28 protein-coding genes are annotated in these 26,476 nt (G+C 48.3%); 3 read left to right on the top strand and 25 right to left on the bottom strand.

Going from position 1 to position 26,476, the window contains the following annotated elements; translation table 11 throughout:
- Positions 1–134 precede the first annotated feature (134 nt).
- The 17 genes from OM416_RS17965 to OM416_RS17885 form a co-directional block, all read right to left on the bottom strand.
- Entirely contained in the window at positions 135–593 is a 459-nt protein-coding gene (locus OM416_RS17965; RefSeq protein ID WP_017690162.1) for a phage tail tube protein, read from the bottom strand.
- A gap of 1 nt (position 594) precedes the next feature.
- The gene (locus OM416_RS17960) at positions 595–1,911 is read right to left on the bottom strand and encodes a phage tail sheath family protein (protein WP_264931735.1); all 1,317 of its coding nucleotides are present in this window, start codon (positions 1,909–1,911) and stop codon (positions 595–597) included.
- The gene (locus OM416_RS17955; RefSeq protein WP_264931733.1) at positions 1,911–2,120 is read right to left on the bottom strand and encodes a hypothetical protein; all 210 of its coding nucleotides are present in this window, start codon (positions 2,118–2,120) and stop codon (positions 1,911–1,913) included. The genes OM416_RS17960 and OM416_RS17955 overlap by 1 nt, the downstream gene beginning before the upstream one ends.
- 278 nt (positions 2,121–2,398) lie before the next feature.
- A complete protein-coding gene (locus OM416_RS17950; RefSeq protein WP_264931731.1) occupies positions 2,399–2,830 on the bottom strand; it encodes a DUF6838 family protein in 432 nt (143 codons plus the stop codon).
- Positions 2,831–3,052: 222 nt separating this feature from the next.
- Positions 3,053–4,660 carry a tail fiber protein gene (locus OM416_RS17945; protein ID WP_264931729.1) on the bottom strand — a complete coding sequence of 536 codons (1,608 nt, stop codon included), beginning with the start codon at positions 4,658–4,660 and terminating at the stop codon, positions 3,053–3,055.
- On the bottom strand, positions 4,660–5,250 hold the full coding sequence (locus OM416_RS17940) for a YmfQ family protein (protein ID WP_264931727.1): 591 nt from the start codon (positions 5,248–5,250) through the stop codon (positions 4,660–4,662). Before OM416_RS17940 ends, OM416_RS17945 begins: the two co-directional genes overlap by 1 nt.
- Positions 5,251–5,387: 137 nt before the next feature.
- Positions 5,388–6,527: a baseplate J/gp47 family protein gene (locus OM416_RS17935; protein WP_264931726.1), complete on the bottom strand. Its 1,140-nt coding sequence runs from the start codon at positions 6,525–6,527 to the stop codon at positions 5,388–5,390.
- Positions 6,528–6,531: 4 nt separating this feature from the next.
- Positions 6,532–6,987, bottom strand: coding sequence for a DUF2634 domain-containing protein (locus OM416_RS17930; protein ID WP_264931723.1), 456 nt, complete (start codon positions 6,985–6,987; stop codon positions 6,532–6,534).
- Positions 6,980–7,390 carry a hypothetical protein gene (locus OM416_RS17925; RefSeq protein WP_264931721.1) on the bottom strand — a complete coding sequence of 137 codons (411 nt, stop codon included), beginning with the start codon at positions 7,388–7,390 and terminating at the stop codon, positions 6,980–6,982. Before OM416_RS17925 ends, OM416_RS17930 begins: the two co-directional genes overlap by 8 nt.
- Positions 7,383–8,369: a phage portal protein gene (locus OM416_RS17920; RefSeq protein WP_264931719.1), complete on the bottom strand. Its 987-nt coding sequence runs from the start codon at positions 8,367–8,369 to the stop codon at positions 7,383–7,385. Before OM416_RS17920 ends, OM416_RS17925 begins: the two co-directional genes overlap by 8 nt.
- Positions 8,366–8,998 carry a LysM peptidoglycan-binding domain-containing protein gene (locus OM416_RS17915; protein ID WP_264932088.1) on the bottom strand — a complete coding sequence of 211 codons (633 nt, stop codon included), beginning with the start codon at positions 8,996–8,998 and terminating at the stop codon, positions 8,366–8,368. Before OM416_RS17915 ends, OM416_RS17920 begins: the two co-directional genes overlap by 4 nt.
- 56 nt (positions 8,999–9,054) lie before the next feature.
- Complete coding sequence (locus tag OM416_RS17910) at positions 9,055–10,731, bottom strand: hypothetical protein (protein ID WP_264931717.1); 1,677 nt, start codon at positions 10,729–10,731, stop codon at positions 9,055–9,057.
- A 182-nt stretch (positions 10,732–10,913) separates the two neighbouring features.
- Complete coding sequence (locus OM416_RS17905; protein ID WP_017690174.1) at positions 10,914–11,348, bottom strand: phage tail assembly chaperone; 435 nt, start codon at positions 11,346–11,348, stop codon at positions 10,914–10,916.
- 174 nt (positions 11,349–11,522) lie between these two features.
- Positions 11,523–11,930, bottom strand: a complete 408-nt coding sequence (locus OM416_RS17900; protein WP_036611426.1) for a phage tail tube protein — start codon at positions 11,928–11,930, stop codon at positions 11,523–11,525.
- Positions 11,931–12,110: 180 nt separating this feature from the next.
- On the bottom strand, positions 12,111–13,574 hold the full coding sequence (locus tag OM416_RS17895; protein WP_264931715.1) for a phage tail sheath family protein: 1,464 nt from the start codon (positions 13,572–13,574) through the stop codon (positions 12,111–12,113).
- A complete protein-coding gene (locus tag OM416_RS17890; RefSeq protein ID WP_264931714.1) occupies positions 13,574–13,774 on the bottom strand; it encodes a hypothetical protein in 201 nt (66 codons plus the stop codon). The genes OM416_RS17895 and OM416_RS17890 overlap by 1 nt, the downstream gene beginning before the upstream one ends.
- Before the next feature lie 166 nt (positions 13,775–13,940).
- Positions 13,941–14,864 carry a hypothetical protein gene (locus tag OM416_RS17885; protein WP_264931713.1) on the bottom strand — a complete coding sequence of 308 codons (924 nt, stop codon included), beginning with the start codon at positions 14,862–14,864 and terminating at the stop codon, positions 13,941–13,943.
- Positions 14,865–15,288: 424 nt separating this feature from the next.
- Between OM416_RS17885 and OM416_RS17880 the strand changes: the two genes are divergently transcribed.
- Positions 15,289–15,633, top strand: a complete 345-nt coding sequence (locus OM416_RS17880) for a DUF3139 domain-containing protein (RefSeq protein WP_264931712.1) — start codon at positions 15,289–15,291, stop codon at positions 15,631–15,633.
- 4 nt (positions 15,634–15,637) lie between these two features.
- Here the strand turns inward: OM416_RS17880 and OM416_RS17875 are convergent, their stop codons facing one another.
- The 8 genes from OM416_RS17875 to OM416_RS17840 form a co-directional block, all read right to left on the bottom strand.
- Complete coding sequence (locus tag OM416_RS17875; RefSeq protein ID WP_264931711.1) at positions 15,638–17,488, bottom strand: DUF4127 family protein; 1,851 nt, start codon at positions 17,486–17,488, stop codon at positions 15,638–15,640.
- Between the two features lie 865 nt (positions 17,489–18,353).
- A complete protein-coding gene (locus OM416_RS17870; protein ID WP_413775803.1) occupies positions 18,354–19,313 on the bottom strand; it encodes a hypothetical protein in 960 nt (319 codons plus the stop codon).
- Between the two features lie 291 nt (positions 19,314–19,604).
- Entirely contained in the window at positions 19,605–20,240 is a 636-nt protein-coding gene (locus OM416_RS17865) for a VOC family protein (protein WP_264931709.1), read from the bottom strand.
- Entirely contained in the window at positions 20,237–20,695 is a 459-nt protein-coding gene (locus OM416_RS17860; RefSeq protein ID WP_264931708.1) for a VOC family protein, read from the bottom strand. Before OM416_RS17860 ends, OM416_RS17865 begins: the two co-directional genes overlap by 4 nt.
- Positions 20,696–20,737: 42 nt before the next feature.
- Complete coding sequence (locus OM416_RS17855) at positions 20,738–21,313, bottom strand: NADPH-dependent FMN reductase (RefSeq protein WP_062833004.1); 576 nt, start codon at positions 21,311–21,313, stop codon at positions 20,738–20,740.
- A 193-nt stretch (positions 21,314–21,506) separates the two neighbouring features.
- Positions 21,507–22,241, bottom strand: coding sequence for a response regulator transcription factor (locus tag OM416_RS17850; protein WP_319951918.1), 735 nt, complete (start codon positions 22,239–22,241; stop codon positions 21,507–21,509).
- Between the two features lie 18 nt (positions 22,242–22,259).
- Positions 22,260–23,972 carry a GAF domain-containing sensor histidine kinase gene (locus tag OM416_RS17845; protein ID WP_264931707.1) on the bottom strand — a complete coding sequence of 571 codons (1,713 nt, stop codon included), beginning with the start codon at positions 23,970–23,972 and terminating at the stop codon, positions 22,260–22,262.
- Between the two features lie 55 nt (positions 23,973–24,027).
- Positions 24,028–24,510: an ArpU family phage packaging/lysis transcriptional regulator gene (locus OM416_RS17840; protein ID WP_264931706.1), complete on the bottom strand. Its 483-nt coding sequence runs from the start codon at positions 24,508–24,510 to the stop codon at positions 24,028–24,030.
- A gap of 935 nt (positions 24,511–25,445) precedes the next feature.
- On the opposite strand from OM416_RS17840, the gene OM416_RS17835 reads away from it, so the two are divergent.
- Positions 25,446–25,889 carry a helix-turn-helix domain-containing protein gene (locus tag OM416_RS17835; RefSeq protein ID WP_082762673.1) on the top strand — a complete coding sequence of 148 codons (444 nt, stop codon included), beginning with the start codon at positions 25,446–25,448 and terminating at the stop codon, positions 25,887–25,889.
- A 42-nt stretch (positions 25,890–25,931) separates the two neighbouring features.
- On the top strand, positions 25,932–26,348 hold the full coding sequence (locus tag OM416_RS17830; protein WP_101314157.1) for an ImmA/IrrE family metallo-endopeptidase: 417 nt from the start codon (positions 25,932–25,934) through the stop codon (positions 26,346–26,348).
- Positions 26,349–26,476 lie beyond the last annotated feature (128 nt).

Genomic DNA, 26,476 nt, shown 5'->3' with positions numbered 1-26,476 from the left:
AGAAGCGGCGAAGAGCAGAATTTTGACATGACAAATAGCCCGTAACACAGGCAAGTTGAACAGGTTTCTTTTACAAACCCTCTGCTAAGTTAAACTCTTTATGAATCTCAAATCATTATGCTTTCCACGCTACATTACTTCGGCAGATTAAACGATACAGGCATATCGACATCTTCAAAGGTAAAGCTCACTTCTTCCTCCAACGCCTCCGCCTCGGTATCCAGGGATGCCATGATTACACTGTCGAGGTTGACGCCTTTGAGGGTCACCGTCTGTTTACCAATCGTAGAGGAAGGATCTTCGTTGGTCACTTCAATGTCGAAGTACGTGTCCACACCATTCTGCATGTACTGGAGCATCAGCTCGCGGAAACGGGAAGTGGTATAAAAGATTGTCATGGAACCCGAACCGGACCAACCGGTTGCTTTGTGCTGTACGCCGCGGCGACCCAAGGTTTTGACTTCTGCTTTTTGTTTCTCCACCGTTGCTTCCAGCGTCTTCACATAGAACATTTCTTCCGTCTGTCCGTTAATCGTTGCGTATGCGCGGCCTTCCTGGCCGGAGATTGTGTCGCTTGCTTTCAAAAATGCCATCTTAAACCACCTTCACTTTCATATATACTTTTTCAACGGAATCCACAGGTTGGACCTGAATCTCGATTAGAATACTGTCAGTTTCATTGCCCGGAGCAACAGTGATATCTGTTTTCGAATCAAAATTTTGAATCGCCCCAATATCCTGAAGCTGCTTCAGGTAGGTGACACATTGGGAACGGAACAGGCTGCGCCCATCTTCGTTATTGTTCACTTTGCCGATATAATAGGACTCGAAAATTCGTTTCATATCGTTAGCGATGCCATCGAGAACACGCACTACACGGTTTTTGGCAAAATGACGTGCCTTTTCCGGTGTTACGGAACGGAATGTATTTACATCCTGCTCTACCACTGCGCGGTTGCTGCTCGCTGTAAACACAAACTCACCATTACTCAGGGCTGCTTCTGTCTCGCTGTGTGTCAATCGACCATTAACATCCACAGCGTCGTCATATGCACGGAATGTCAGGGATTCATTCAGGTTAGCTCCCGCTGTTGCACCGGCAGTCCATGCTACGGTTTGTTTCGGCGTAAGAACGGTACCGTCTGCGAGCACAACACCATTTTTGACACTGATGATTCCTTCATGATCTGCTGCCGGATAATCGGACAGAACCAGTTGCACCTTCTTGCCTTCGGTATCACGCAAACGCTTGATGTAAGCTGTGTAGACTGACTTGAGTGTGGCATCGTCTGAGATCAGACCGACGGTGTTAAAATCCAGCACCTCCAGCTTGGTCAGGAAATCAGCATGCTCTTGGTTAGTTGCAGCACCATCCAATCCACCTGTTAGTGGAAGCGACGCTGTAGCTGTGAGTGCACCTTCACCAGTAAATGTGACGTATGCGTTGGATTCCAGAGCTTCGATGGTGGATGAAGTTTGTTTGTCGACTTCTTTACCCACAAGCAAAGTGGAGATATCCAATTGTTCCGGGTCATTGATATTCGCGGAGATTACAACTGCCAGGTCATTACCACGCACACCACCGTGTTGGGCTGTGACTGTCAGTTTATCCAAGTTTGCCTTGGCTTTGGTCCCTGCATTGAGTCGATATAGAAGCAAGGTCTGCGCTCGTTTCAATGCCTCGCGGATCAGCAGCAATTGCGGTGCTGTCCAGTCATAGCCCAATTTGGCTTGTACATCTTCACCTGCTTGTACCGTCAGGATTGTACCTGCTTCTCCCCATGACAATGGCAATGCCAAAGCCACCGTTCCCCGCTCACCTACCGTACCGGGCAACGAGCCCTCCGATGCAAAATTCATATATACGCCGGGGCGTACCTTGTTTTGTGTTGTCCATGTTCCTCCAGCCATTATTGTGCCTCCCCATTCATAAATTGTTGGATGTGTTGCTGTGCTTCTTGTAAGGTGTATGTTTCTTGTTCCAGCAGAACTGCTGCCAAAATATCTTTCTCGATCCGGCTAAGTTGCCGGGATTCGGCGAACTGTGCTTTGCTGTATTTTGGGTTGTTTTTCTGTTGAACTTCCGGATTTTTAGGATCCTGTTCTTTTTTCGTAAACATCGCCAATGCGCCTCCTATTCCTTTCATACTGATCCCCTCATTCGGTTAGTTAAGTTCAACTAAAGAATAGTTACATTTGCCACTCCGATGACAGAACAACCTTCCGATCGCTGTTATCCCCAGATTTTTTTGATTCCCTTTTTAAAGGGAAAAATCCGGGGATAAAGGCGCAGTGTATGCTTCCGAAGTAGCTTTCTTTCAGAAAGCTTTTAGCTCCGCTTCTTCAGGTTATTTCTGTCCTCTCCGTTTTTGTGTAGATGTTAGTTCAATTTATATAGTTATTCTTTAGCAGCTTTAAGCGCGGTAGGTCGCTGTTCAAGTTGTTGCATGGTAGCGGCGGACTCCGACACTTTGGTGGTTCGCATGGTGTAGTACACCAGCATTCGCGGAGTATCGTTCTCCGTCTCCCAGCGCATCTCCGTTGCACGATAGGGTGTGCCCTCCACGTTGATGGTTTCTAGTGCTTCGAACAACTCATCTGGCAGGGTTGCGGGGATGTTGTCTGTTTCGAGCCAGCGGATTTCAAAGGCGTGAGATTGCACGAAGCGATCGCTTCGTTCGCGGGTGAGTTGAGCGGATAACAGGCGATAGGAGATGCCTTTTTCAGCAGGAGTTGAGTTGCCACCTACTGTTGCTGGGTAGGTCGGAATGTTAGGGAAATGCTGTGTGAGCGTGTTTGCGACGGCTTTGGTTAGTTGGTTTGTGGTCATGGTTCACCTCCTTGTCATACACCGCGTTCCATATTACACAGATGCTCCATTAAACTATTATAAGGAAAGTTGACCTTTGGTTGTTCTTTATAATGTCTTCATGATCTTGAACTTAATCTATGACAATTATTAAAAAAGCAATACAATTAACACATCGAAAAATACTTAACAAAATTATAAGCAGTACAACAATTAGGTGAAAAGTCTAAAATATTTTTCAAGCTAAATACCATAAATATAGACTTGTTTTAGTCTGAAATTATTGGTGTATGAATTTGTAGTTCCATTATTCGTGTAATTACTTGCACTCAGGGCAATTGTCACACTATTAGAAGAAAATTTAGTACTGCTAGTCCTCCAGGCAAAATTTAGTGCGTTATAGTATCCATCGCCTCGACTATAATTCTGTAACTGTGATGTTGTCCTAGTCTTCAATACTCCATCAATGACGTCTGCGGTCATAAGCGCATCTATCTGGTTATCATAACTAGATCCCTGATTAAACCTAACAAAATTTGTAACCAAAACTTCAACTAAAATAGGTTTAAAAGGTAAGTCATTAATGACATAAGTAATATAATTATCACTGTCCTGAACAACATTCAACCCCGTAATTCTTGAAACTTTCATCCCTGTGGAAATCCCACCTACCCCGGAGACTAATTCAGAAAATGTGGCAACACTTCCGGCCTTAGAGACTGTGCTGCCTTTGCCAGTGATGGCTGTCTCAAGCAAACCTTTACCCTCACTGACAGATTGAAAAAGCGAGTTGATATCACCTTCGTTAGAGTACGGCACATCCCTTGCCCCCGGCGTAAGTTTGATACGGCTAAAAGCTTTTGTTCCCGAAACAAGTGGTCCACCTGCTGCAAGCCTAACTACAATATTTACACCATTCGGAATCGTAATAGTGGTGGTTTTTCTGTGCCATCCCGTATTTAGATCAGCGCTAACCCTTCCAATTTCGGAGTTGTCGGCTGCATTTAGAATTTCAACTCTAATCCCGCCAGTGGTCTGTCCAGTGGTATAAAACAAGGCTTGCAAATGATACGTTCCGCTGACAATAGACACAATTGTGTCGCTATCAAGAATTGCGTATTCGCCAGCATTAACTGAGGGTGTATGAGCAAAGTATCCACTTAACCTCGCATTTGTCGACGAGGTTATCCATGTGGATCCATTTTTAGCGGTCCAATTTGAAAGGCCCAACCCGCCTGATGAGTTTTTGATAACATTACCCCACATCAGTTCAGAGGGCTTATTAAAGTTAGCCTCAGCATAACTCTTAGCGTTTGTCTCAGCCTCAACCCTCGCATCCCTAACCGCCTTCTCCGTAGCAGCCACATCTTCACGGGTGCCATCAACTGCATTGGACAGTTGGACGATACCCTTATCTGTTAAGGATGCATCATTAATAACGATTTCCTCGACTTTCTGATCGGTGTATTCCTTTACCGCTTCAATATCGTCCCTTGTAGGTACCTTTATCCATGGCCCCCAACCGACATAGTAGTTCCTTTGAAAAACTTGCAGGTTACTCGGTTCAAAGGTTGTTAGAGTCTGGACCACACCAGCATGTTTTTCTATCGTCAAATGAAAAGCTACTCCTACTGGGGAATTAGCTAAAGTTCCTACTGTCGCATTCGTTGGGCAATAATATTCCCCTTCTGTAATATAGCTATTAAGATCAGATTCCGCAGGTATAAGGATGGATTCACGTGTCGCCACACCTGCATCAATCTTTTCAAAAATCCCGTTAATACTCTCCCGGGTCACATTCTCGTTCCCCAAGGGAAGAGGCAATTTGAGTCGATCTGTTTCTTTTGGCATTACGCCCACACCTCCAGTTCATTCCACGTCAAGGACGCGGCATCGAGTTCGTCCCATGTCATCTGTTTGTCGTCCAGATCATCCCAGACTAGATAACGGTATTTATATTCCACGGCCATATGGGCCGGTTTCAGTTCTTCAATCGCACGTTTGAGATCGTCGATATTGGGCGGGATGCCCATCGTATCTACAATGCTCACCGTAAAACTCCACGCTTCTGGTTGAAAAGTTACATCCACCTTGCCCCCGGCATACGCCTCAGCCACATTTGCAACCTGCCTACCAGAGAACTTCCCGGCACCCCGCAGCTTCGATTCCACCACGGCACGCCGCTGCTCCACAGGTTTGAGACGATCCGTCTCAATGCCGAGCTCCTGCTCCCAGAAGTCCAGCCCCCACGTCGCCGTACGGACAAAAAACTGCTCCAACGTCTTATCCAACGCCTGATACAGCAGATCCATCTCGGTGCCTTTGGCCTGCATATCAGCCTGCATTACACGAGAAGTCTCATAATACCTTGGCAAATATGAGAACAACTCCCGCCCTTTCTCACTCGTCAGTCCAACATCTACAATAGAAGGAGCACTCATGCCCTGTCCCCTCCCTTCCTTGCACATCATCATGAAACGTCTCTCTCACCAGCTCTAACTCAGATCGGCGTACTTCTCCCAATCTCCCTAGGCCTCCGCACTCCCAAACTACTTTCTCATCCACCATCTGCCCAACACTACTCATGCACATCCACCGTCCCCAGCACGGCCACCTGGCTCGCGGTCATCTCGATATTCTGGTCACTTACACCGTTCACAGTAAGCTCCGAATAGTCGATAATCGGCGGAATGTCCAGCAAAATCGCGGCAATGCGGGTGTAACGAACTAGTGGATCGGCAAAAGCCAACTGCTTCAGATACGCGGTCACCCCTCGTTCGATCAATGCTCGTACATCGGCCAACGTTGCATCACTGGCAAGAGTCAGCTTCACCTGAATGTTCATCGGCACTTCCTCAGCTGGCATCACGGACACGACCGGGCCTGCTGGGGCAACACCTTCACCCTGTCCATCCTGCGTGGGGTCAACGTACTTCTGTACCGCCGCCACCAAATCGGTGCCCGCAGCGCGCTTTTCCGTGTCCAGCAGATATAATCCCACCGTGCCAGGCCCTTGCCATAACGGAATAACCCGCGTTGCACCAACACCTGGCACTTCACTGGCCCATTGCACATATTGCGATTTGTTGCCACTGGTTCCTTGGTTGCGGACTTTGGCATAAAAGCGTTCCAACAACGCCGTATCGGCCTCAATATCTGCACCACCTTTGATCACATCAACGTTCGTGACAGAGGTCACGCCACTTACAGGTGTAGACAACACAGTTACCGTGCCCGCGGGCACATTGCTTTCTTTTCCGGCAACAAGCGCTCGCACGCCTACCACACCGGAGCCCTCAACATCCAGTTCCACACGTCCTACCGTCTCATATTCGAGCGAAGCTTCAGCAGACACTTCATCCGCGAGCGTAGCCACGACCGTTCCCGCAGGCACCACTTTCCCCGGCGTACCCATGAACCTCACTGCACCTTGTGCCGCCACCGCAGCTCGCCGTGTGATGCCGTGCTCTCCTGCCCGCAGATCCAGCTCTTCCGAACGAAAATTCGGATCACTGCTCGCAGCCGTACTTGCAAACCCCCGCCGCAATAATTCCTGTGCCCACAAAGCTGCCTCAGACAGCATAAACGCAACCGGAGCCTCCGCATCCCACAAGAACGAACCCTCCGACTTATCCAGATCCGCGGGCAGACGATCCAGCATGCGCTGCATAATCTGTTCCTCCGTCTGGTCCTCCAAATAACGCGGAATCTCAGCCATCCCGTCAGATCACCTCACTTTCCAGAATAAACATCTCTTCCTGCACACTCGCCACCCGGCACGAGAACATACACTGCTCCCGATTCCAATCAAACGTAAACTGGTCTACCGAATCCGTGCGTGGATCAGCCAGCAACGTTTCCGTCACCATCCGGGTAATCTCACTTTCCATGACACCCCGACTGTCACCCTGACCCACCAGTTCCTCCAGTTCCGAACCGTAGTTCCGGGAGTAAATCACATGTCTGTACCGCGGCGTCTTGACCGCCTTGATGCACCATTGCACCCAGGCTTCATGCCCACCAGCCGCGGCTACTTTGCCACTTGGAGTCAATACAAAATCCCCTGCATCGTAATCAAATCGCCAGCTCCGTCCAAAGCGTACCTCATCCGAAGCCGCCCCCGACAGATCCTCCTCATCTCCCCAGACCACACCCGTTTCCGGAAACAAACTAGGCATGCGCACTCACCACCTTACACAGCACCACAATGTCGTTACCGCCATTCACCCGCATCGCCAGCACACGATCTCCCGCTTTTAATCCTTTACCAAGAGACCACACCGCTTCTTCCACTTCCTCTTCTTGCAAAAGAAACCGTCCTGTGCCCGTCGTTCCGCCGTTTGCCACGTCAGTTATACCGGAGATCGCGCCAGCAGCCTCGCGCTCCGGCAGTCCAAGCGTGCCCGGCAACTCGGCCACGAGGTAATCCTGCACTTCGTGCTTGAAATCATCCAACTTCACGCCCGACGAGGTCATCGTACCCAGCACCGCACCTAGCCCGCTCACGGCCTGACGGGAATGTGTACTCATCGCACCCCGCATGACGTCGGCAAAATGCCCATACGGATCATCTTTATTCAAGGTAATACCTCCTTTTCACCAGCTCAGCAGTCCCCAGCTCCAACGTCATCGTTCCAGGTCCGGCAGACAGATCACGGCTGACCGACATGACGATTAGCTTCAGTCCTTTTAACAACACTGCGTCCCCGGCGCGAATCGTATTCACATCCGGTGCTGATATCGTAAAGGTCTCCTGAATACCCGTCAGATGACTTTTCGCCAGTTTTTTCGCCGCGGTTGCTGTTTTGACCTGATCGTCTTCAATCAGCTTTTGCAATGTGCCCAGTTCTTCCACACCATCCTGCTCAATCGCCAGCACTTTGGAAGGGACCTCTTTGCCACTCGTGGACTCCGAAGCTGCCATGACTTTAACTTTGGTAACCGCTCCTTCGAGCGTACGCATCTGGGTCAGATCAATTAGTCGATCCAGCTCATACACCTTTGCATTACTTCCCACTTGGAAGAGCTGCAAGCCACCGGGTGTCATCCGTGGATGGTACATGTCCCCGCCGGACTTCGCCGTTTCCTTCAGATCGGCAAACATCATCGAAAAGATCGTCTGTGACCGATACACGGCTTTTCCCAGCTTTGTCTTGGTTTCCGGCAGCGTAACATATGGAATCTTCCACTCTTTGGCGTAGGTTTTGAGTCGTTGTGTGGCAGTCTGATCCTTCGGCAGCAGGAACTCGTCCTCCGATTTTTCCAGATAAATCATCCGGTCGTACACTGTGAGGGACAGCCGCTTGGTGCCGCTGTTCGAGCTTTCTACCTCCCAGATGACTGCAGGATGCAGCAAATGAACCATGGATTTTTCGCCAAAAGAAACCCCGCTAATCCGCACCGCCATACCCGGTGAGATCGAAGGCAGACCGGAAGATGCAGGCACCGCCAGCCGGATGTTGGCCTGATAGGCAATCTGGTCGAGCGAGTCCTTCAGTGTAATCGTCTCCACCAGCTTGGTGATGTCATATTTGTCGTCGACAATGACCTTGTAGGTCATGGCATCACCAGCTTTTGTCCGGGCTTGATCCAGTTCGGATCACTCCCGATGATCTTTGCGTTGAGCTTGTAGATCTCGTTCCATTTGGAACTGCTGCCCAGCTCCAGCTTTGCTATTTTGGACAGGGAGTCGCCAGATTTGACGGTGTAGGTCTTGCTAGACTTTTTCAAATCCGTACGAGAACCTGACTTGCTCCCGGATGCGGCAGAACCCACCTTCTCCACCTTGGAATCCCGCCATGTGCGCAGGGTCAGGTCGAAGTAAATATCCCCTGTCTCCCCGCCGCGAAAGCTCGAATTAAGCGAAACAAGAAATACAGGAACGTTCACTCCGGTTTCGGAGATGATGAAACGCAGCGGCTTTTTGGAGATCAGAAAGGTGTTCAGCACATTCATCGCCACACGTGGATCTAGAAAAGATTTTTCATCCATGCAATAGGACGGATCAAATCTTTTGGGAAAAAAAGAAGAGAAAGTGATCTCCTTCACCTTCTCCCCTTGTGCAAAATCAAATTCGCCATGCTCCAACATATTGACCGTTTCATATCCCTTAGACCTGGAAATATTAACTTCTTCAGGGTTCACTGGGAATTGAAATGGAGTGTTGCCGTCCTTCAACGTAAATGACATTTTGTTAGGACCAACTTTATCTTCAAGTACTGACATATCTGCGGCCTCCTTTCTGCTTAGGCCATAATTGTTTTGCGATTTTGCATCGCACGGCGGAACTCGTTAGAGATCCGTTGCCCCACCTGATGAGAAACTGCGTCATAATCAATAGCGTTCTCCCGAACGGTCACTTGTACCGTACCCGGTGCAATATTCACAGCAATCTGGTTCGTCGTTTCCGTTTTGAAATCCTTAAGGTAACCTGCCAGACTGCTCATCTGTTCTTCGGAAATACGCACTGTGAGCGGCGAAGCTTTCTCATTGGGTTGACCCGCGTTATTCATTGCTACCGCTTGGGATTGCATCACACTTGTTCCCATAAGACCCGCAGCCGTCGGTGAACCAAATCGATTGTTCATGTAGGCTTCTGGACCGGTGATCGATAGAACTGCCGGCCTGTATGGAGGCGGCATCTGAGGTGCTATCGGTGGAGGGGGTGGTGTCTGCGTTGCTACAGGTGTTGAGGGTGACGTTATGACCGCTGCGGCTGGGGCGGTCTGCTCTTCCTTTTTAGAACCGAAACCAAAAAAACCTGCAACCCCATTGAACAAATTCGTCGTTTTCTCCGCCACGTAACTCGCTCCCTCAGAAGCAAATTTTGCTACTTTTGAGATGTCTTCCGCGTTGTTTTTTAGGAATCCACCTACCTTGTCACCCAGCCAACCGCCTGCCTTTTCACCCAGCCAACCGCCTATTGAACCGCCCAGCATGTTCCCAACCACCGGAATTGGAATTACACTGCCAAGTACGGTACCAATAGCTGTTCCTACTGCATTACCAGCAACCGAACCCACCGCACGAGCACGATCCTCAGGTGGGGCGCTTGCAAGTTCTTTAATATTGTTATACATACGGAGTGGTGCGAACAATTTTCCTGCTCCTTTAACGAGGTTGCCACCAAGCTTGCTTATGATGCCAGACCCACCACTGCCTCCTGCCCCACTTCCGCTTCCACCTCCACCAAAGAGACCTTTTACATCGCCCCACAATCCATCGAATCCACCGATCAAATCGGACCCTGCGGACGAGAAATCATTCACAAACTTTGCCCCACGTTTTGTAACCTTGAACGCCTTTTTAAATTTATTCCCCGGTGTGGCAGGTGTTGTGATTTCTTTCCATAGCTTCTTCCCACTATTTCTTGCATCAAAGACTTTCCCCACACCAGATGAGATTGATTTCCCACGATCAAACATACCTTTCATCTTCTGCAAAAAAGTTTTAGGTTTCGCTTCGGCCGCTGGTGCCGCTCCAATATTGATAGAGTCTAGCTTGGTACTCAGCATATTAATAGATTGGGTATTTGTATTCAAAGCATCGATCAGTGGCTGTGAATTCACATTAACGGATACACCTGAAATCTGGTGGCTGACTTTGAGCTGCACACTAGCTGTAGCATTCAACATCTTAGATCGGATTTGCTTCATTTTCCTCAACAAACCATTTAATGCTGGGGTAGCACGGTCAACCAGATCAACCGTCGGTGTAATTCGCAGCCTGCTGATTCGCACAGCCATACTATAAATATGCTCCAACCTGCGTCCGGTCGTTCTCAGTTCATTGTTCACCTTAATCAGACTCTGATAACGAACTCTGCCCAGACGTTCCGTGGAGCGTTGGATCTGATCCAGATAACGAAGGGTTGTCCGCATTTCCACATTGGACTTGGATAAACCTACAATTATTTCTGCCATTTTTTCACCTCCTGCCCTATATTGTTATCGATTCATTTGCGAGGTTATCGCTGCCATCTCTTCTTCCGAGAACGCAATTAACAGCGAGCGCTCCCCTCGTGGCAAAGACCAGAACTCTCCGGGCCGGAGATGATGACGTACCCACATGTGATACAGGAACGTGGTCATCCCGCCGGAGTGAATCAGTTTTTTAGGTCTTCAATCTCCACACCAAAGCCGGACAACTCCAGCACTTTATCACCTACGGCATCCAATTCACCAGCCAGCAACATACGACGTACCGCCTGTTCGCCACCAGATAGCTTCATACGGCCAGTAATACGGGTATCCCCCCAGCCGGACAATTCCAGGCTGCGGACTTTTAATTTCACCGTTGCTTCAGAAATGAGCAGCGCGTTAAACGTTTCGGTATCCACCTTTTCCTCGGTGCGGCCTTTGGTCGTTTTTCGAATCGTACAGCGTTCGCGAATGTGATCCACTTTGGAGGACGTCAGTCCACGCAAGGTCAACAGCAGATCCAGACGCTGAATGCGCACATTCTCCTCTGGCAAACGTTCTGCTGCTTCAAACAACTGATCCAAAATCTGTTCTTCAGACATATTTTCATTCATACTCATCGGGTGTAATCTCCTTCTCATTTCACAAATGGGTTTATCTAGGCCATCTTCCAAGCCTGTAGAGACAACAAAGAGACCGAGATCATCTCGGCCCGCATTGGTGTCCATATTATACGAAGTAACTATGCAATCACGCTTGAGCAAACCAGCTCAATCACGTGCCTATTTCAAAGCTTAGTTCGCTACGATCGGATTCAATAATTCAAATCCTTCAAACGTAAATCCCGTTTCCTCCGGTACTTCCTCACCCGCTGTCCAGTTGGCAAGCTGAATTTTGTCCACCATGCAACCTCTCAGCAAAACACTCTCGTGTCCATACGATTCAGGGTCGTTCAGCTTGGAAATAATCTCGAATTTGGTGAAGCCGCGCTGGATCATATCCGAAGTGACTTTGTAGCCCGTCATCGTGCCTGTTCCTTTTTTCGCGCCATTCTTGTGCACCTTCCAGTCGTTACCGACCAGATTCAGCTCACGCTTTTCAATCTCCACACTCGCTTCCAACTTGTTAATGTTTGTCTGCCACACACCATCGATATGCAACTGACCATGGGTACCGAGAATTACTCTTGACGCATCCAACATATATTTTCCTCCTTGGGTTGGTTGAACTAATAAATATTACACGGTATAACTCCGCAGTCAGAACAATCTTCCGATCGCTGTTATCCCCAGATTTTTTCTGCCCTCTACGTTATCGTGTATACCATCAGTTCAACGTATAGTAATTATTTTAGAAAAACAGTTCTTTCCTTCCACACAATCTTATTGCACGTAAAATGTACCAAACAACTGCTCCATTACATCCGTCAGCTTCACATTCCATTGCAGGAATACCTGATCTGCTTCCGGTTTGAGAACTGGTGCCGTGCCGTAATACGCCGGGTCAAGAATGACATCATAACCGTCAGCTTCAATAACATTGCTCTGTGCGAGCAGCCCCAAATAGGCCTTCATGGCACTAATCAGCGCCTGACGACCCTCTTCAGTATTGTTCACTTTACCGATATACGTATCTTCCGCGGAACGTTGCAGATCCGTGTTAATCGTGTCCAGCACTCGAATGGAACGGATTTTTTTCCACGCATTATTCTGTCCGGCTGCCGGAGTTACCAGTGTGTTTACACCGCGAAGTGCTTTCACCTGACGTCCATCATGGAAGAAAATAAATACGCCATTCTGTACCGCCTGCTCCTGTTCTGCTCGCGTCCAGCGACGTGTCACATCATCGAACGGAGTAGCTGCATAAGTTGTGGATTGGTTCAGACGTTGTCCTGCAATCAGTCCCGCAACATAGGCAGACGTTTCCGCCGAGCTGTAGAATGCATCTCCAAGGCGAACGCCTGTACCGACATTAATCACACCTTCATGGTTCAGCGCAAGCGAACGTGCTGCCGCTTTTTGTGCTGCTGTAGCAGAGGTATCATCCGCTGCGGAACCGCCAAATACAGCCACCACCGGTTTACCTTCACTACGCACACGTTTCACCCATGCCGCAAAGCTTGCAAGCAGAGGTGCATCTGCCGCCTGATCCAAAGCCAAGACGTCGAATCGCTCCCCTTCCAGCGCACCCTGTACTGCAATGTACTCCGCATTGGTCAGGTCATCGTTGCCACTTACGCCGCCTTTGAATGCCGCACCCGCAATTGTTGCAACTACACCTGCACCATCGCCAATCGCCTGAGCCGTTACCCAGACATTTTGTTCATCCGCGTTAATCTCTTTTGCCAGAGAAGCTGCTGTAATATCCGCTGTCAGGAGCGCATACAACATCCGGTTGCCTTCAAAAAGGCGCACTTCATGCTTCGTATTATCAATCACACCCGGCTGGATGGTGACGTAGAACCCATTCGCACGATCCCCCGGATACTTCGCATCCAGTTGCAGCACATTGGCATCACTGCTGTCCTTCAAAGTAAGCGTAGCTGCTTTGGCCGCAGCACTTGCTACCCGATAAGCGAGCAGCTTCTTCGGCCCACCCAACAGGGCAAGCTTCAAGGACGTATAAGCCGTACCGTTGTCCAGCACATTCGCTGCATAAATGCGTTCAATCGCCGCTTCGCTACCTACTTCAATAAAAGTCCCCACCGGACCCCAGTTGGCCTTAATCGGCACAACGACAGTTCCCCGCGTACCCGCTTGAATGGCCGAAGATGCTGCCGCCTGAAAATTCATATATAAGCCCGGAAGGACCGGACGATTCGTTTGCTCCCAAGTTCCACCTGCCATTATCCCTTCACCTTCACTTTCATAAATTGGTTAATTCGTTCCTGCGTTTCTTCAATGGAAAACGTCTCTTGCGCCGCTTCGTACAGCGCACCGTACAGCACCTCTGCCTTAACGGCAAAGAGGGCTTCTGCATGATTCATCAGTTCTGCCCGTGTATACCGCGGGGCTGTCTGTTTGCTTTTTTTCACTGAGCTTGCCATTGCCTTCTCACCTCATTGTTGGACTACTAATTTCGTGAATCGTTGATCTTTAAGGTTGACCTATGAATTTTTGATCCTATGAACCTATGAATTTGAAGCTAAACCAATCTACTCAAAGCTATAATCTGGAACCACCCTTATATAGAAGGTTCCTCTCGACTAACGTTTACTCCATGCCTTTGCTATGGTGAATCTCACGAATGAAAGGCACATTCGTACCCGGACGACGAATCCGCTGTTGCAACGTCAGGCGAATCTGTCCATTCAGATATGCATCCGTCTGCAGATCTGCCGTGACCTCATCCACCGTCACATACCTTGTGTTACCTTCGTGTTCTTCGCCACCCGTTTCAGTGATGGCAAGACGAGATTGCACTGCAAGTTGCTGGACCAACCGAGTAACGGTCTGGCGTGTTAACACCGAATGATCAGTTAGCACATGCCCAATCCACTGTTGTCGAACCTCCAATGCCGAAGTGCCCGCCACAGACGTGCTGCATCCAGCCAATCGCCATAACACAGACGGCATCTCATATCCACCGGGCCAGACATCCCCATATACCGACCAGTTCGAGCCAAGCTCTTGCTGTGTCCAGTCTTGAAGCGCAGCTAGCCACGCATCCTCTGATTCAACGAGAGCAGCTCCCGAGTCTTCGGGAACATACACTCCGAACCGCAGACTGCGCGTAAACATTCCAGACTCTGCATCCACCCGGTCACTATCTGAAGAACCCAAATAGATGCAAGTGAAGGCCTCGCCTGCTTCATCCACCAGTCTTACCTGGTGCAACCCTTCGATTAGATCCGCTGACCAAGCTTCCACTTGTTCAGCGCCACCATCTTCCGGGCGAGCGTAGGGTGAGATTTTAATAATCCGTCGATATCCCGCCCAAGCAGACTTCGGCACTTCTTCGGCAAACGCAACGACTGCACAAGGCCCGGCCAACACTTCGCCTGACGCAGGTACATCCAGCACACGACCGTTCCACTCTGGAACAAGTACCGCCAGCTTCTGTTTCAGCGTTTTTTTAATGAGCGTACTCATTTTACTGGTACTCACGGCAGTGCTAGTCTCATTATTCATAGACACATTCATTTCGCCCCCTTTGGCTGCAAGTTTGAGATCTGCCCACACCATGCAGCGACAATGCAGCAGCAGTAGACTCCCCCTTTTAACTCAGAGTCGTATTCCGACCGAACCAGTGCCGGGACTACATTCACCGCATCAAAAAGACCGGCCACCTGGCCGGTCTGTAAATTAGCGTATGTGCTTTCGGTGCGTCCCTTGCTATTGATCCGATAATACAATCTTACACCCTTTCATTCCTAGCGCGGATGGTGTTCCGTACGACTTCGGTGCGATTAAGGGAGTCGTTCGGGTGGAAAAAAGACGATTCTGGAAGCATCATTTTAAAAAATAACCAACTAAGCATTAAATTGATAAATATACCCAAATATATTAATATTTCATTATTAAATTCATTGTCGCTTACGTGAAAGAAGGAGAAATACCTATGAGTAAAACATTCAAGGCCACTTCACTTGTCATCTTAGCACTTATACTCGGGATATCCTGCTGGGCCTACTTCGAACTGCTTGGTAATCCGCTCAAGAAAAATGACGCTGAACAACAGGTAACCACTTACCTGATTGAACAGAAGGGTTATTCACCCGAACAGCTTATCGAAGTACAAGGTACGTACTCTTCAAAAAGCTCTGCAGCACCTTACGGTGCTTTCGTAACATTCGCGGATGAACCCGAAGCGAAGTATCAATACATCATTTTTAACAACGGCGAGATTAAGCAGTACAGTCATAACAGTGATTATCCCAAACATGAGGAGCCCATGGTGAGATAGCAATTTAGTTCAGCGTTACCTGCGGGTTCAACGTAATCTCAAATGCTCGGCCCCAGATAAAATCTGGATTCGCATATTCCAGCAGCGCACTGCCATACGTCGCGTAAGACAATTCACCATCACAGATCTCTTTGATCGCCACATTGCCTGTCTGGAAGGCTGTTTTATTCGCAAGCGCCGTGGTATAAGTCTGCATCAAATCACGGAGCAATGTTTGCAAATGGGCATAGTCTTCCTCTGAGTTGAACAGCAACATATTTTGATCCGAAAGTGTAGCCACGTTGGTATACAGCGCATGGGCTCGGGAATACGTACGGATGTCCGCAATCGCTACCGCTTTGTAGTAATAATCCTTCAGGAAACGCTTAAACAACAGCGAGCCATGCGCATTCATAGCATCTCGCAACTTATGCTCATGCTTCTCTGTTGTGATCAAAGCGTACCTCGACTGTCCCATGCCTACGGCAATACCGATCTTGTTACCTGGTGTATTCCAGGCACTGTATCCCAGAACCCGCCCGGTATACGGACTGTTTAGCAACGCTTCAGCAACATCAACATTGGCTGGTCCTTTACCCACAAAATCAATCAATACCGAAGGCAGACCTTGCTCACTATTCAGCGTCAACTGCTCCAACGCAGCCTGCACCTGATCCAGAGCGCTAATCGCAATAATCTCGATGTCGATGCCTGTGTTGTCTCCGGAATTGCCCGAGTGACCCTTGGTCATACGATCCAGTTCGGAGGCCATGTCAAACGGAACAACTCCCTCGGCTGATACAGCCACCAGCTGTTCATTTTCCAAGCCAGCACTCGCCTCCGTCACCACCTCCGGTTCAGAATATGCCGAATCTGCCACAAGCACACCGCCCACAATATCCACATGACGAACCACATTCTCGTGTACATCCATGTATTCATATGTGTTAATGATGGTATTGCCGTGAGGACCAAAATATTTCACTCCGTAACGTATCTTCGCACCGCCTCGGAACAACTGGTTCGCCATGCGAGCGACCAATGCGTGCCCCAGACCATCTGCATCCGGCAGGATGATAGCACGATCTGGATTTTGTCCATTGGTTCCACCGAGCCATTCATTGATCCGTGCTTCCACGTATTTGATTTCATTGATCTGAACACCCTGCGTGTTGGCATCGTCGACGCCAACCGCGAGGAAATCGATATAACCTGTGCGGGTCAGCTGATCCAGAATGTATAGATTCGTTTTGAATTTATGCTGTCTTGTGTTGTAATATTGTTCTTTATCAAAATAGGTCGTTGTCCCATACTCCACCCCATCCGGGGATTGGTTATAACCTTGAATAATATCTTCAAACTCGGTGTACGTCTGACGTGGCTGCTGCATCAATGCACGGGACTCATTATATGCATCAAGCGCCAAGCCATCTGCAAACGAGGTTGTAGCCAGACGCATAATGGTATCCATTACGAATACGGGTTTGCGCGGATATTTCTGCTTGATCACCCGGATCACATCCAGTAAACGAGTGGTTTCCTCATCGTATTCCGGATAGGTACCTCCCCCATCTTCGCGGAGCTGACGACTGCCAATCAGACCGCCATAGGCAAGCATATCGGATGAGATAATGAATCCGTCGACTTTGGCAGCATGTTTCAGAATAAAGTCATGAATGTTGGATGGTTTACCATACACTGGCGTGGAGGTGCCGAGCAGCGTAGTGCCATTTACGGTTTTCTCCGAGTCCAGACGATTCTTAAGATCACTCAGGTTTGGTGTAACGATATGGATACCGGCTGCTTTCCCTTGCACAATCACATCATCCAGATTCGCTGGACGATCATCCAGTGGAACATACAATACTGTTTTCATATCACGTAGCCTCCTGTTATCTATTTAGTCTTTAATACCCGATCAGGGCAAGGAGGCAATCACCGAATTAAAAAACCGGCTCGATGGCCGGTCTGTACTTTAGCGTATGAGCTGTCGGTGTGTCCTCTTTGCTGCTGATCCGATAATACCATCTTACCGCCTTTGCCCACTCGTGCTGATGGTAATCGGGATGAAATACGCATGAATGTAGTTGTCTCTATGGCGGTTAATTGTCGGTTTTAATCTGTATAAAGCTAAAGTGCGTCTTTCAATTCAGGCAAGCTATACGGTGATGGATGTCAGCGTCCAAACCTCTTGAATTTCAGACCCGCTAATCCTGGCGAATAGGTAGATGATTTTCTAAGGAACACAGAACGTCTTATTTGGCCTTTGGGTCCTCTTTTTAAATTGTAAGGAACATCAGACACGCTATTTCCTAAAATGCCCTGACAAAAACGCCGAAAACAGCTTTTTATTCTAATATAGCGTGTCTCAGGTTTCTTAGATTTGTGAAGTGCTTCAAATCCTTGAATAAGACGTCTCAGATTCGTTAGCTCTCGCTTCATGTTCTGCTCCAAGCAAGAGCCGTTAAAACGACTTCGAACCCCGCCTCTAACAGAGCTTTTCATAGGAAAAATATCCGCGTTTGCGGTAACGTCTTGAGCACTTGCTCACGCACGCAAACGAGAGCATACCCCTTCCGACCATACACTCATGAAGCTGTGAACTTACCTGCTCCGGGTACGTTCGGATCTGCTTCGGCTTTCACTTTCAGTAACTTTGAAGACATTCTCCAAAAGCTCCAATAAAACAAGCACCTGCCAGCTTTGGCAAGTGCTTGTTGTTTTCATATTCTTGGTTCCATCTACGCAATGATATAACGAAAGTTTTCCCACGTTTCCGGTACGGGCTCCCCGTTCTTGGCATGATGATAGAAGCTGAACGGGAATTTGAACACATGACCGCCGTACCAGTCACGAGAACGTCTGTCGGTGAGCCAGTATTCCAATTCATGGGGGAGCGCCACCGATCGTTCCGCCCGCTCCAGTGGCAGCAAGTCTACAGGTGATTGCAGTGTCGGCATCTCCTGTTCGCTGTTCACATCTCGGCTTAAGCGTAGCGCCTTTACCATCGTAAGGAAAGGCGGAATGCCTTTGTGGAATAATGCCGGATAACCCAATTCATATAATATATTAAGCGCATGTCCATAGGTCAGCATATGGCCGATCAGGTCATGATGCGCTTCCGCGTGATAGATAGTCTGGAACGCACCAAGCTCTTCCAGAATCAGACGTGACAATTGCGTTGGATCTTCAATCTCAGGGAAACCATCGCTCTTCTCCGGCTTCAAACTGCGAATTTCTTTCACGGTTGTGTTCATCCATGATCTTCCCGGGATAGTTCGATCGAATGAATCGATCAGTTCAACCAGCCGACCAATATCCTCGGCAGTACCCCATCCATCCAGTTCGCGAATGGCTTTCAGACTGATTGCCCCGTAGATGGCCTGGTGTCCAACCCAGTGCAGCTCTCCAATCGTTCGATCCAATGCGTCCGTAATACGCGCTTCGGCATCTTCCCTGGGCATCATTTCACCAATCGGAGAGGTCTGACCAGGGCTGACTCCATGCTGGCGAAGCATGGCTTTTGCTTCGGCGGTAACACTGCCGGCGGCAAGGGCAGTGAGACGATTTTCCCGTACCCAAAAATATGCCGCAATCGCACCCGCCCCATAATGGGCATGCCACAGATCTCCTGTACGCTCACGACTGGAAACGATAATCGCTAGTCCTTCTTCCAACAAACGTCGATCCAAGCTTGCCACCACCCTTCATCATCTGTAAGCCTGACAGAACTATCTTCCAATCTCTGTTATCCCCAATTTTTTTCGATTCCCTTTCCTAAGGGAACATCCGGCGATAAATGTGAGATTATGCTTACAAAGTAGCTTTCTTTCAGAAAGCTTTTACCTTCGCTTTTTCAGGTTTTTTCTGTCCTCTCCGTTATCGTGTAAATTCAGTTCAACTTATCTATCCTAATTAACAAATAAAGCGTTTACTTCTATAACATGATGGAATGGCTCCACATATGCCCGTTTTGCTCTGCAATACAAATTTTATCCGATTCGAAGCCTGCCCACGTCACGAATGGACACTTCCAGCGGATAGATCTGTGCTTTTTGCGTAGAGAAAAACCACGTCCGATCCTTCTTCACCACAATAAACAGACCATGCACATCCCCTACAGGGGCAAAGGTTTCACTAACCTCACCCCAGCGCGTGAGTCCCATCTGCTGAAGCTCATTCACCGTAGACAGAACATCATCCGTCACCAGGCCAACTTCACACACCTGTAATATATCTTTAGTCAAGAAGTCATGGTCACTCTCGTTCTGAATACGATGATGAGCAATTAGCTCGATAATATTGCCTGCCGGATCTTCGAAATAGAGAGAATGAGAGTTCCAAGTAGCAGAGTACGTCTCATCCCGATCTTCTTCCCTGCTTAAAACAACACGTGATGCAGCCCACTGCTTCGCTTCCTTGAACCGATTCGTCGGAAGCAACCATGCCACATGGTAGAAGGGCTCACGATCTGTTTCACTCTGCTTGAAAATCATCTTTGTCCTTCCAACCTGTAGGTTGAAGGCCTGATCCGTGACACTGAACACCTCCATTCCCAACGTATCACGATAAAAGTGCTTGAGGTCCTCCAGCCGTGCTGTATATAACTGTAATTCTTCGATCATCATACGATCTTCTCCTGCATCTCCTCCCACTGACTCCATGGCACCATGCCTAGCTCAGGCTTTGCTTCATCCGGGAGCATGGCGATGAATTCAAGCGAATGACCATCTGGATCGGTAAAATATACAGATACCGCGGGCATCCAGCCGAAGACGTACAGTTCACCAATATCATCATCCAGGAAGTTCTGTGTCTTAATCCCTTTGTTCTCCAAGTGAGCCACCGCATGTTTCATATCCTCCAGAGATACATGAAAAGCAAAGTGCTGACGCTGTACCTCGGAAGGTTCCTTTTGCCACAATCCCAGCATGGCATTGCCTTTTCCACCGATCCAATAGAAGGAGTTCCCGCGTTCATTCTGCCCATAGGCATGGGGTAAACCCAGGACCGTTTCATAGAAATGATGGGATCTCTCCAGATCTGTTACGTTCAAATGTGTTTCAAATATGCCTGTAATCATGATGTTCAACCTCTTTTCCTTTTCCCAATTTCCTTTTCGTTCTCAACTCATGGATGAATTCCGCGCATTCGTTAACGTCTCGGCCAGATTTAAAAATGATCCAATGACCCGCTGCACCCGGTCCTCTATATCCTGACTGCCTTCGTACTCCTCGTATCCGTCAAATGTCGCTTCGAATCGTCTGCGCTGCGCACCACCAATGGAAATCCACTCCTGGGCATTGATGCCATGCAGATTGCGAACAATCGCTTGCAGCTGTAAAAGCGAACTTACCCCCACCGCTCCACCAGAGGAGCTGATGGACAGGACGGGCTTGCCACTGAAATGAGCCTGGCTCAGGTGATCCAGTGCATTTTTGAGCACACCGCTAATACTGCCATGATACTCTGGCGTAGACAGGATGATGGCGTCTGCCTCAAGCATACGCGTGTTCAGGTCTGCCAGATGTTCATGATCCGCTTGTTTCTCATCTGGCGCGTAGAATGGAAGGGGCGTCTGATACAGATCAAACAAGCTGGCCTGATGCCCCTGAGCCCGAATAATCTCCACTGCGTATTCTCCCAAACGTGTACTGGTTGCATTGTTCCGATTGCTACCTGCCAAAATAACGATATTCATCCATGTCACTCTCCTTGGTTTTTTTATTGTTTTTGAATTTAACGTTCCTTCAACCGATCCATCTTTGGCTATCTTTATCTTACCTTTCTTCCGCAGCCAATTCGTCAGCAGATAGACTTAACTTGAAATACCAAAAAACTCAACCTTTAGGTTGAGTTTATACGACTTAAGTATGAAGATATGTCGGAATTGGTCAGACGACCCAGCCATTTCTTACGGCATGAAGAGCCGCTTGTGTCCGATCCGCCAGCCCGAGTTTGTCCAGCAAATGACTGACATGGGTTTTGACCGTTTTTTCTGTGATGACTAATTGAACCGCAATTTCCTTGTTGCTCAGCCCTTGCGCAATCAGCCCCAAGACTTCTTGTTCACGGCGAGTGAGCATATCTGGACCACCAAGGGATGTTTCATTTGATTTTCCAGCCTGCTTTGGCTCCTGATGTTGATTGTCTGCTGACCGATCTGTCGGTATATGCTGTGGTTGTTGTTCATTTATAGACCAATCGGATGAAGCCATCACATGCATCAATTGACCTGCTGCGGCAGGATGTAATTCTACCTGACCTGCATGCACATTACGAATGGCTACGGCCAAATCCTCTGGTTCTATATCCTTGAGCAGATATCCTTTCACCCCTGCGCGAACAGCAGGAACGACATGATCCTGATCGGAAAACGATGTGAGCACAATGATTCGTGTTTCTGGCATTAACGTACGCAACCGTCTGGCTGTTTCAATTCCGTCCATAACCGGCATATGCAGATCCATTAATACCACGTCGGGTTTTAATGCTTCCGCCTGCTCCAATGCTTCCTGCCCGTTCGATGCTTCTCCAACAACCTTCATATCTTGTTGCGTGGTCAAAAAAACATGTAGCCCTCGTCTCACCATCGCATGATCATCTGCGAGCAATATTGTAATCGGCATCTCTTCTTCCCCCTGACTTTATACAGCTTCGAACGGAAGTGGAATGACTGCCGTTACTGTCGTTCCCTTACGGGAAGAACTAACTATTTCTAACCTGCCCCCAAGTGATTCAGCCCGTTCCTTCATAATGGACAGACCAAGTGAACTTCCAGACGACGATTTTGGCTTGTTCGCTCCGCCTTTTCCCTTGTCTGTGACGGTGAGCATCGCTTCATGATCACTTAGCTTGAGGGTGGCCTCAGCAGAACGAACACCAGCGTGTTTCCGTACATTATTCAGTGCTTCCTGCCCGATTCGCCACAATGCTTCTTCTATATTACGTGATAGAGACCGCATTCCCGTCCGATCCACCACCACTTGTAGACCCTGGCTGGTGCCATATTCCTGTAGCGCATGAAGCAGTCCTGCTTCCAGTCCCGCGGGGCGAAGCTGCATAATTAATGCACGCATTTCCTTAAGCGCCTCCTGAGACAAAGACCGAATATCCTTCATCGCTTCCACTGCCGGGTGCAACTGTTCGGAGCCGGATAACATACTTTCCACACCTTTAGCCGTTAACGATAGGGAGAACAGAATCTGATTGACCGAATCATGCAGATCTCGAGCCAACCGGTTTCTCTCTTCCAGCCGTGCCAGTTCACGGCGATTCTCGGCCAGCTTCAGACTCTCCCATGAGGCCGTAATATGCTCGGCCAATGCCTCCAGCACTTCAAAGTCCGCCCGTGTGGGACCCGATGTTCCAAGTCCAATCATTAGAATTCTCGTTTCACCTGGTGTATGGTAGGGAAGGGGAGCAGCAATCCCCGAGACAAGGGAATCCATCGTTTTGTCAGGCTCGCCCCTCGTGAAAATCTCATTCATTTCTATCGCAGACAGGGACACAGCTCTGTGACTATTGATCACACGGTTCATGTGGTTTGCTGCTTCCAAAGATAATGACGCACTTGATAACGTTTGAACGATGCCACCTGTATAGGCTGCCTGTACCGTATATACATCGTTTTTCTGTTGAATCATTGCGATCAAAGGCCAGTCATAATGCTGCCCAAGCAGCTTCACAACTTTTACAGACAATGCGTCAGAACTGCTACATTCGTTCACTGCGAGACCCAAATCCGTACTGAACTCCCCCAGCTTGGCATACAGATCAGCTCGTCGCTGCTCCGCACGATATAATCTCATCCGCTCCATCGCGCTACCAATCTGGTACGCCACGCCCTGTAACAGTGCCAGTTCACTGTCGATGAAATGCTCCTTAGCTGGCGCAGCCACGTTGAGCAGGCCCAGCATCTTATCACCTGATCTTAACGGAACGGTCGCATGATGGGTAATATTATGGGTTTCTCCCCATTTGAATTCCACGGCATTTTCCAGCCGCTTGCAGTTAATGATGTTGACCGCATGATTCAATCGACCATCCTTGAAGCGGTTCACACACCAGCAGGTACCCGTTCGCATGGGTTCTTTATCTTCACGCAGTAATGCCGGGGGCAGATTGTAATCTGAAACACAGGTATAGTCTCCGCGTTCATTAATGAGGAACACCCAGCCGGCAGTTAATCCGGTCAACTCCAGCAATTTGCTCACCACCGTATCCAGCATTAAGCTCAGATCATTGGACGTATTGAGCGTTTCCGCGATTGTCTTCAGCGTGACCATTTCCTGCATTCCGAGCTCTTCCGACATGGCAGACTTCTCTCCTTTGACTGATGCCAACTGTGGTTTGTTCAACTATTGTAACCAATCCACCTTGGATATTAAAGGATCAACTTCTTACTCGGTTCGCTTAGCCCAGCTTCTGCCGTTCTTTACGGGACACGGACAAAGGCTCCATATTAATCAGACCGCGGTCCGACAGAGCCAACGCCATTTTGTAGAAAGCACGTGTACGAATCTTCGTATACGTATCCTTGCTGACAGGCGGATCAAACACATGGTTATACACTTTATAGTCAAACACATCATCGTCTTTCAGATATCGTTCACAGACGAGTACACGTTCCTTCTCACTCAGCCGGGACACCACAAAATCAATCGTATCGCAGTATGCCTGACGCGCGCGCTGCACGTCCACATTGAAGATCGCCGTTCTGGCCGTGGAATCCCCCGTCACATTGGTTGCACCGTGGAAACGCTCGGCATAACTTGCCGTCACCATGACCTCTCGTTCTTCAAATGCAATGGTCTTATAAATGCGGTATTTTTCCAGCGCAGCCTCAACAGCTGTTTGCGTTTTACGTCGGTCCAATTCGGGCAGCATCAATTCCATATTCATTCTCCTCCTTTAGTATTCTTTATAGGATAAATTTCTAATAGTTTCGCATGATCACTCCGATGACAGAGCAGCCTTCCGATTACTGTTATCCCCCGATTTATTTGATTCACTTTTACAAGTGTGAAAATCTGGGGATAAAGGCGAAGCATATGCTTCCGATGCAGCTTTCTTTCAGAAAGCTTTTAGCTCCGCTTCTTCAGGTTATTTCTGTCCTCTACGTTTTCGTGTAACTATATCGTTCACATCATATTGTTTTGCCATCGTTCTTTGCACGATAGCAAAATACTCTTAATCATAGAGTTGTCCAGTTTTCTAAAAAAGTAACGACATTTCTTCATATTTCCCCTGTTGCCTTTTGGAATCACTCCAAACCGCTATAATCCGGGGAATTCCATTGTTCATAGGTTAATTCCCCAAACTCTAACCTGTGTCATTGTTACATTTTGTTCGTATATTGTTCGTATTTCTATTTGAGGATACCACTTTCTGGAGATCGGAGTAAACCTCCATTTTGGTTCGTTTTAACGATAAAATAAAACCTTCGCTCTCATTTCCTATGCCTTTTGGCATAATTGTTTCATATCTCTTTACCTAATGGTATATATACGTTATAGTACTGTTTAATTAATGAACTTCCGTATAAGTCATTTGATTTTTATAAAGAAGCCACCGAGATTTTTTGGGAAGAGACTTAGGTGTGTATCACGCGCATACGCAGTGAAGGAGACGGAATCGATTCTGAAGAAGCGAAGCGTTCGCCTTTATCCCCGGATTTCTCCCTTTAGAGAGGGAAATAGGAAATCTGGGGATAACAGCGATCAAAAGAACGATCCGAATCCGAAACGGGCATAGAACGCACATCTACCTCCCCCATCCAACTGTCTTCTTTATAATTCAAGCACTTGTACGAATCGAAGGAGTTGGCATAAATTGTGGAGCACGCTTTTGGTCCTTATATGAAACAACTGCGCGAGCAACATGGATACAGCATCAATCAGCTCGCCGAAGCAGCCGGAATAAGCAACTCACAGATTTCACGCATTGAGAACGGGGTACGGGGTGTGCCCAAACCGGCAACCATTCGCAAGATTGCAGATGCACTCTCGGTTCCCTATACAGAGATGATGAAACAGGCCGGCTATATTGAACCAGGGAGTTCCACTGAACTTCAGGACGTACCGGAATGGGCTACATACAAAGACCGTCGTGATTTTAAAAAGATGCTGGAAGACGATGATGATCTGATGTTTGACGGCATTCCACTCGATGAAGAGGACAAGAAACGCATCAAGGATGTGCTGACAGGTCTGTTCTGGGAAGCCAAACAGATGAATAAACGCAAAAAGACAGACGAATCGGACAATCGCCCATGAAGCATGACGAACTGAATTTAATGAGGCAGCAGGTGAGATCATATGGATGACATCGTAACAAAGCTGATTCGAAAACACCGGACCAACTGCCCGTTCAGCATTGCCCGCGCGGTTGGAATACAGATTCGTTTCACCAATTTGGGGAAATCCACCAAAGGACTGTACTTTCGCAAGCTCCGGCGCAGGTTTATCGTCATACACAATGATTTGCCGCCGGAATGGCAGCGGTTCGTGTGCGCCCATGAGCTTGGCCATGACCGGCTTCATAAAGGGATCAATCGTTTCTTTCTGGAGGAGCATTCCTATTTTGCACCAGGCAAACTGGAAAGACAGGCCAATCGTTTTGCCATTCAGTTGTTAACGTCCGGAGTGATGCCTGAACCGGATGAATCTCTCGAAAAATTCTGTTTACGTACCGGACTGCCGCGTGAAGCGCAGCATTTTTTTTACACCATTTAAGAACATATGTTCTTTATCAGGATTATTTTTTCTCTATTTTTCATTAGCAGAATCACATGTCACTTTCAGGTTACTTATTTTTACGTAAATCGCGAGATTTCCACATAATAGTCTGTTAAAATACTATT

The sequence above is a fragment of the Paenibacillus sp. LS1 genome, assembly GCF_026013365.1.
Taxonomy (GTDB): domain Bacteria; phylum Bacillota; class Bacilli; order Paenibacillales; family Paenibacillaceae; genus Paenibacillus.
This window is presented reverse-complemented; position numbering and strand designations above follow the sequence as displayed.